This is a genomic window from Streptomonospora arabica, from assembly GCF_039531585.1.
Taxonomy (GTDB): Bacteria; Actinomycetota; Actinomycetes; order Streptosporangiales; family Streptosporangiaceae; genus Streptomonospora; species Streptomonospora halophila.
On sequence record NZ_BAAAQI010000029.1, the window covers coordinates 33,227 to 40,580 of the forward strand.

Annotated in this window: 5 protein-coding genes and 1 pseudogene; 4 read left to right on the top strand and 2 right to left on the bottom strand. The window is 72.5% G+C overall.

The genetic code is table 11. The features are described from left to right. Positions 1-107 precede the first annotated feature (107 nt). The 4 genes from ABD284_RS25175 to ABD284_RS25190 all read left to right on the top strand — a co-directional run bounded on the left by ABD284_RS25175 (position 108) and on the right by ABD284_RS25190 (position 5,603). The gene (locus ABD284_RS25175) at positions 108-806 is read left to right on the top strand and encodes a Crp/Fnr family transcriptional regulator (RefSeq protein ID WP_344148786.1); all 699 of its coding nucleotides are present in this window, start codon (positions 108-110) and stop codon (positions 804-806) included. A gap of 143 nt (positions 807-949) precedes the next feature. Next, positions 950-2,038, top strand: a complete 1,089-nt coding sequence (locus tag ABD284_RS25180) for a hypothetical protein (protein ID WP_344148789.1) — start codon at positions 950-952, stop codon at positions 2,036-2,038. Then, on the top strand, positions 2,035-4,110 hold the full coding sequence (locus tag ABD284_RS25185) for a hypothetical protein (RefSeq protein ID WP_344148792.1): 2,076 nt from the start codon (positions 2,035-2,037) through the stop codon (positions 4,108-4,110). The genes ABD284_RS25180 and ABD284_RS25185 overlap by 4 nt, the downstream gene beginning before the upstream one ends. A gap of 128 nt (positions 4,111-4,238) precedes the next feature. Further along, entirely contained in the window at positions 4,239-5,603 is a 1,365-nt protein-coding gene (locus ABD284_RS25190; RefSeq protein WP_344148795.1) for a hypothetical protein, read from the top strand. Between the two features lie 134 nt (positions 5,604-5,737). Here ABD284_RS25190 and ABD284_RS25195 read toward each other — a convergent pair whose 3' ends face one another. Together ABD284_RS25195 and ABD284_RS25200 are read right to left on the bottom strand one after the other, a co-directional pair. Next, positions 5,738-6,940, bottom strand: a complete 1,203-nt coding sequence (locus ABD284_RS25195; RefSeq protein WP_344148798.1) for an MFS transporter — start codon at positions 6,938-6,940, stop codon at positions 5,738-5,740. A gap of 213 nt (positions 6,941-7,153) precedes the next feature. Continuing rightward, positions 7,154-7,354: pseudogene (locus ABD284_RS25200) on the bottom strand (IS982 family transposase); the annotation flags it as partial.

Consider the following 7,354-nt stretch of genomic DNA (forward strand, 5'->3'; position numbering starts at 1 on the left):
CGGCCGCCACGTCCGGATCCGGCCACCCACCAACGCACCGTGACCGCGCCACCGCGCCACGGGAACGCTTCCGACGGAAGTCCCCGGACGCGCGGAGGGGGAACGGATTGACCAGACAGGGCTTCGGCGGCCGGTTGCCGGACGACGCGTGGCGCAAGCTCCTTCAAGCGGGCGCCACCCGCCGCTACAGCGACGGGCAGACCATCATCAGCCAGGGCGATCGCGACACCGCCGTGTTCCTGCTCGCCTCGGGAACGGTCAAGATCACCACAGTGCGCCCCGACGGTGAACAGGTGCTGCTGGCGCTGCGGGGGCCAGGTGAGGCATTGGGCGAGCTTTCGGCGCTGTCGGGTCTGCCTCGCACCGCTACCGTCGTGGCCGCGGGCGGCGCGTGCCTCACGCGGGTCCTCAGCAGCGACAGGTTCCGGGCGCTGGCGCGGGAGATGGGCACCGAGGGCGCTCTGTGGCAGCACGTGGTTACCCGGCAGGCCGAGAGCGAGGCCTTGCGAGCGGAGATGGCGACTCTGCCGTCCGCCCAGCGCCTTGCGGCGATGCTGCTCCGTACGGTCGCGCTCATCGGACACGACGTCGATCCCGCTCCCGCCGGACACGGAGGTCGGCATGCGGTGACGATCCGGCTGGGGCTGTCGCAGCGCGAACTGGGCGACTCGGTGGGCCTGTCCCGCACATCGGTGGCCGCCGAGTTCGCCCGCCTGAGATCGATCGGCGTGGTGCGAACGGGGCGCCGCTTCGTGGCGATCCTGGACGTGGGCCGCCTCCGGGAGATCGCGGAAGGCGCGGTGTGACGCAGCCCGCACCGCATTCGGCGCCCAGTGTCCGGTCTCGAACACAGTAGCGCGGACCAGCCTGTGAAGGTCGGTGCGCGGGACCGGAGCCGCTCCGGTTGGGTCCCGGCCGACCCGGCGTCGACCGAAGGGAACGATCGGCCATGCCTGATGATCTCCGCCGCGCCGCACCGGCGCAAAGCCCGATGCTGCCGCCGTACCAGGCAATCCTGGCGGTGGACGCTGAGCGCTACAGCCGCGCCTCCTCATTGGACCAGCGCCTGATCAGCGGCTCGGTCCGCTCCGCGCTGGAGGAGGCCTTCCACAGGGCCGGCATGGCCGACCAGTGGAACGACGCCAGGTTCCCGCAGGGCACCGGGGACGGCTTCGCGCTGGGCATCGCCCCCGAGTACCTGCCGCTGCTGATCCATCCGTTCTTCGCCTACCTGCAGGACACCCTGGAGCAGATGCAGGGTCCGCTCGCCGCTCGCGACCGGGACCTGCGGCTGCGCCTGCGCGCCGCCGTCGAGGTCGGACCGCTGCACGACAGCGGCGGTGCCGACCATCTGGACGGGGTGGGCAACCCGATGACGGAGGTGCACCGGCTGCTGGACTCCCCGCCGGTTCGCGCCGGGCTGAGCCAGTCCGTCCCCGACATCACGCTGCTCAGCACCATCGTCTCCCGCCGTGTGTACGAGGACGCTGTGCTGAGCGAGTATGCGGCCCTGAACCCGCGCCACTTCAGTCCCGTCCGGGCCGAGATCGCGGAAAAGGAGTACCGCAGTGAAGCCTATGTCTATATTCCGCGGCCCTCCACTCTGACCGGTGAATGGCCGGTGAGCGGCGCCTCCGCGGGGAAGTCGGAACCGGATCCGGAAGGACCGGTCGACGACGGGGAGTCGGGAGCTCCCGAGGCCCGCGGCGCCGCGGAAGCGGCACAGGCCGCATCGGCCGACCGGGGCTCCACCGCGAACCAGGCGGGTTCGGTCTCCGGCGGCGGGGTCCAGGCCGGCACGGTGCACAGCGGCCTGCACACAGGGGACCACAGCGGGAACCGCTACGGCGGGGTCGGGAACATCGACGGCGGAGTCCGGACCCTGGTCACAGGCGCGAGCGGGCCGGTGCACACGGGCGACGGCGACCAGTACAACGACGACGTCGATGGCAGTCGGCGCGCCCGCGCCGACCGGGGCGGGTCCGCAGAACGCGGCCGCAGCCAGGAGCAGGGAGAGGATGGAGGGGTGGGCCGGTGACCACTCCCCCGACCACCGGCCCGCCCCCGTCAGGCGAGGTCGGCACGATCGCGGGCGACGCCCGCACCGTCGCCGTCGGGGCCGACGCTCCGATGCACACCGGCGACGGCAATCAAATCAACACCTACCTGCAAATAGCTCAGGAACTACGCGACCGGCGCCGGCCCCGCAGACGCGTCGTAGGAATCGTGAATCGCGACGAGACCGGGCACGTACGGAAGGTGTTCGTCCCTCCGCACCGCTTCATCGAAGCAGAGCGGGGCTTGGCGGAACGCGGGGCCGTGGTCTTGTCGGGCCGCCCGGGCAGCGGCCGCAGGACTGCGGCGATCCGGCTGCTCGCGGGTGCATCCGGTACGCCTCCGTCGATCCGGCTGCTCCCTGACGGGGACGGCGACCCGTATCTCGACACGACCGCCTTGGAAGAGCACAAGCACCTGCTTCTGGAACTGACACGGGTGGAAAGCTCCGTCGCTCGCGAGGTCGTCGACGAACTCCCCTATTACCGCGAGGCGGTGGCCAAGCAGGGCGGACTGCTCGTCGTCGTGTGCTCCGAGCGCGACGAGCCGCAGCTGCGGCATCAATACCACCTGGAGGAGATCGAGCGCCCTGACTCCACGGCACTCCTCAACCGCCACCTGGTGTACTACGGCTCCACCGTCGCGTCCTCGCCGCTGAGCGACGACGCGCACACCTGGCTCGCGTCCTGCGCAGCGCGGGAGATCGCGTACCTCGCGAAGCGCGTGGCGGACGACGAGAAGCGGGCCGGCTCCCCTTCCCGGTCCGACCACGCTTCCCGCCTCGATCGAGCCGTGAACGAGATCAAGCACCGGGACGACACGGCAGGCAAGCGCATCAACGGGTGCACGAACCTGCGCCAGCGCGCCGTCCTTCTCGCCGCCGCGATGCTCGAGGGCTGCCCCGCCGATGCGGTCTTCGATGCGGTCGAGCTGCTGATGCCGCGTGCAGACGGAGCTGAACGAACGTCCTCGCCGTCGCTGGCGCGGCGCGGCTTCACCCAGCAACTCAGGGACCGCGCGGTCTCTGTCTCCCCCGACCGCAGGGTGGATTTCGGGCGCGCGGACGACGCGGCAGCGCTGCGCAGCCGTTTCTGGGACGACTTCCCCGACATGCGCGACGCGTTCGGGACGTGGGTGCTCGCGTGCGACAAGCAGGCACGCGCGGGGAGTACGACGCTGGATCACGCCGCAGTGGCCACGCTCGTGGAACGATTCGCCGAACAGGAGCTGCGGACCCGCGGACCCCGCCGCCTGCTCGACGCCGTGTTCACCTGGACCGGGGTCGCGCAGCCGAAGGCGGGCCCCGGCCTCGCACTCGGCGTCCTGCAGGTGCTCCTGACCGACGAGGCCGCGGCGCCGATGGCGCGCAGCCGCATCCGCGAATGGGCCAGCCTCCCCAAGCTTCCTTCCCCCTTCGCGCACCCGCTCATCCAGGTCTGCCAGCGGATCCTGGCCCCTTCGCACCCGCGACAGGCGATCGTTCGCCTGCGACATCTCTCGAACAACTCCGCCGAGGACGTCGCCGCGGCCGCGCGGGAAGCCGTTGCCGAACTGATCCGCGAAGACAGGACCGGCGAGGTGTACCGGACACTGCTGGATGTGCTGGTGGAGCGCATGCATCAGCGTCGCCAGGCGGACCGCGATCTGCTTTGGGAGGCGACCGCCCCGGAGCTGCTGTCCGCACACGATGCGGACCGGCCCGGGACGGGCGACCGCGAGCGCGCCGCCCTCGCCGCCGCGATGGCCGCCGACGCCGAAGAGGTGCGCCGTCACACGGTGCGGTGGCTCGACGAGTGCGTGCGGAACGTCGAGCGGGCGGGCGCACCGCCACTGCCGCAACCGATCGTCAGCCTCGTAGGCGCTGCGGTGGATGCGGAACGCTGGCAGACGCTCGCCGCCACCGCCGTGCGCTGGAGCCGGAAATGCGACGCGTCACCGGAGGACGCGCCGCGACGGGTGTACGAGCGCGTGTCCGCGAAACTGGATGCTGCACGGGGGCGCCGTCCCCGGCCATCCCGCGGCACCGGCGGTAGTGCTGGGGAGGCCGGGCGATGACAGTGGACGGACGCGTATGGGGTGCCGCCGGACTGGTCGCGTCTGCGGTGACGGCCGGAGTCGGAGCACTGATGGGCTGGTGGGCCCTGCTGTGGGTCGCCCTGCTGTTCGCGCTGGCGGGAGCCGCTGTGCTGCTGATGCACGGTGTCGGCGGCGGCCACTCGCGTCGGCAACCGCCGACGGGGGTGACATGGGCCGCCGAACGGGATGAACCGGCCCGGCGCCCTGTCGCGGAAGAGCCGGTCACGCCGCGGCGGACGCACTTGGCGAAAGTGGGGCTGCCCAGCTCGCACCCGGAGTACGAGGTGCTGCTGTCGGCGGTCGTCAGCTGGCGCTCTGTGCGCGACACGGGCCCAGGCACCGACGGCCGCGCCAAGAGCCTGATCGTGGAGATGTCCGCTGCCCTCACCTCCCAGGAGGCGCCCGAGGATCATGAGCTGACGCGCCATCGACTCGCCGCCGAATTGGGCCAGGTGCACCGCGACCGCGAGTCGGGAATCGAGGTATGGGCGGACGAGGTGAGGCTGGAGCTGCGCGAGGACGACGCCGAGCGTCTCCAGCGGATCCGCGACCTCCGCAAAGACGAGGAGATCCGCGGACTCGAACGCACCGCCGAACGCAGCCTGCGGCGGTATCTGAAGAGCGATATGCTCTCCGACCCCGGCCAGGCGGTGCTGTGGTGGCTTGCCCGCGACCCTGAGAACCTCCATGACACGGTGAGCGAGATCGGCACCCTGTCGCGTCTCGCGGCCGCGGTCGGCGGCACCGAGATCCCGCGGCTCTACCTCGACCTGGCTGGCGGCGTCCCGAGTGCCAGCGTCTCCGAACCGCCGTGGGACCCGGCTCCGCGGCCGGAGGAAATGGACCACAGCCCTCCGATGTTCGACCGTTTCACCGGCGATGAAGGCGGAACCGGCCCGAATGCCGCGTCCGTCGGCACGGTGAACGACCGGCAGGACGGCAGCGACGCGGGCCCCAGGGGCACCGCCCAGAGATTCCTAGACCTGCTTGCTGGAGAGGACGATCCCGACGCGCGCACGGCCTTCACCGACGATCTCGCCAGGCTCCTCGAAGAGGCCGGACGCGGCGACGTCGCCCGGTATCTGCGGGCCGCTGACTGCGACCGAGACGGTGGGCCGGGAGCGGCTGACCCGAGCGGCAGCCCGCCCGTCCCCTCCGACCAAGACTCGGCAGCCGATCGCGACGAGGAAGCGCCGAACTCATCCGCCGCAGATCGGTATCAGGGAGCGGGCGACGAACCGGACGGTGCGGAGCCCGTGGCCGGGGAAGAGCACCGGGCCGACAGCGGCTGGTTCGGCTCGCATGCCTGGGAGGTCGGCCCGGACGCGGTCGTCACCCCGCCGGGGCGCACCGGGGCCGCACCGGACGGCCCGCCGGGCCCGGTTTCGGCGGGCGGCGCCGCCGAGGGCCTTGCAGAGCGCTCCGACCGCACGGGATCCGATGCAGGGCCGTGGTCGGAGCCTCCTCACTGACGGTCAGCGGCCGGGGGTGTGGGGCTGCGGCGGGTGGTGGGCGGGGTGGGTGGGGTGGGTGGGGGTCGGCGTTCTATCGGGCGTCTTCAGGCGAGGCGGGGGCCGCTGTGTTCACCGCCTGGGCGGGGGCCGGCTCACGGTTGCCTGCCGGCGGAGCCGTGGACGGCCTTGGTGGCCGCGAGGAGGACGGCGCTGACGAACCAGAGGGCACCGGCCGCGCCGGCGGCTCCCGCCACGGTGGCCGCGGCCGCGGGGATCGCGACCTGGCCGAGGCGGTTGCCCCACAGGCGCAGGGACAGGGCGGTGCCGCGCGTCTCGGGCGGGACGGCGCGCACGACCATGGTCATGGTCAGCGGCTGGCCGAGGCCCAGGAGGAAGCCGCCGAGGGCGAGCGCGATCCCCATGGCCGCGGTCCCCGACACCGGCAGCGCCACGGCGCTGAGAGCGGCGGCGGAACCGAGCGTGCTGGCCATGATCAGCAGGCGGCGGGACCAGCGCTGTACCAGCCGGTCCACCAGCAGGCGCGACAGGATCGACGCGGCCGCGCGGGTCGCCAGGAGGGCTCCGACGACCGCCGGGGTGATCCCGCGCTGTTCGGCGATGAGCGGCAGGTAGGCGGTCAGCAGGTCCACCGCCGCCAGCAGCGCGAGGCTGGTGAACAGGCCGGTGGGCACGCCGGGCCGGCGCAGCAGGTTCGCGATCGGCAGCGGCGCGGAGCCTCCGTCCCCGGTCCGCGGCCGGGTGGCCGACCAGAGTCCGAGGACCGCCGGCAGTCCCAGCGCCGCGGTCAGCGCCGCCACGAGCAGGGCCCGCTGGGTGGCGGACTCCAGGCCGGCGTCGGAGGAGGCGTCGGCGAGCAGTAGGCTGGTGAGGAGCGGCCCCACCAGCTGGCCGAGAGCCGCCGACGCCGTGAGCAGGCCGAAGTTGCGGTCGAGCCGTGCTTCGGCCGACCGCTGGGCGACGAGCCGCTGCGCGGCGACCATGAAGGTGAGGTGCCCGAGCCCCAGGACGGCGCTGCCCGCGGCGACGGTCGCCAACCGCTGGGACCCGGCCAGCAGCAGCGGAGCCAGCGCCATCAGCACGATGCCCGCGGCCACGATCCAGGCGGTGCGCCGGAGGCGGTCGCTGAGCCGCCCCAGGGGGACCGCGACGACCAGCGGAAGGATCGCGAACGCCGCCGTGATCAGGCCGACCGCGAACGCGTCGGCGCCCAGTGCGACGGACCGGTAGGAGATCAGCGGGCGGCACAGGTTGAGCGTGGTCTGGGAGGCGACCACGGTGACCAGCAGCCACCACAGCCAGCGGTCCCGCGGTGCGGCGCGGGGCGCAGCTCTCACGGGCGGTTCCGGTGCGGTGGCAAGGCGGCCATGGGTCCTCCTGAAAAGCGCGGCACCGTAGGTCCGGTCATCCTACGGACCACGCGCCACGGCCCCGGCGAGCGCCCCTCGGTTCCACCCCGCCCCCGAACGGCCGGTGGTGCGCGCCTGCCCATAGCGAAGACGCGCAAGGACTCCGCACGCCGCACTCCTAGATGAGTGAGTCCGATGTCTTCAGTGGTCGTAGGCGATCAGCGACCGTTTGACGGGTGCGTCGGTCTCCCAGTTGTGGCGGATCGCCGCAGCCAGGGCCAGCAGCCGCTGTCCGGTGCGGGCATAGACTCCGGCCGGGGTGCGCCCGCCGTGGGACTCCAGGCCGAGTTGGCCCTTGAGGGTGTCGATGACGGCTTCGATCCACTGGCGGAACCGGGCCAG

Excerpts from the sequence above, each read along its gene's own strand:
- ABD284_RS25180 (WP_344148789.1), top strand. The coding sequence starts at position 950 with ATGCCTGATGATCTCCGCCGCGCCGCACCGGCGCAAAGCCCGATGCTG.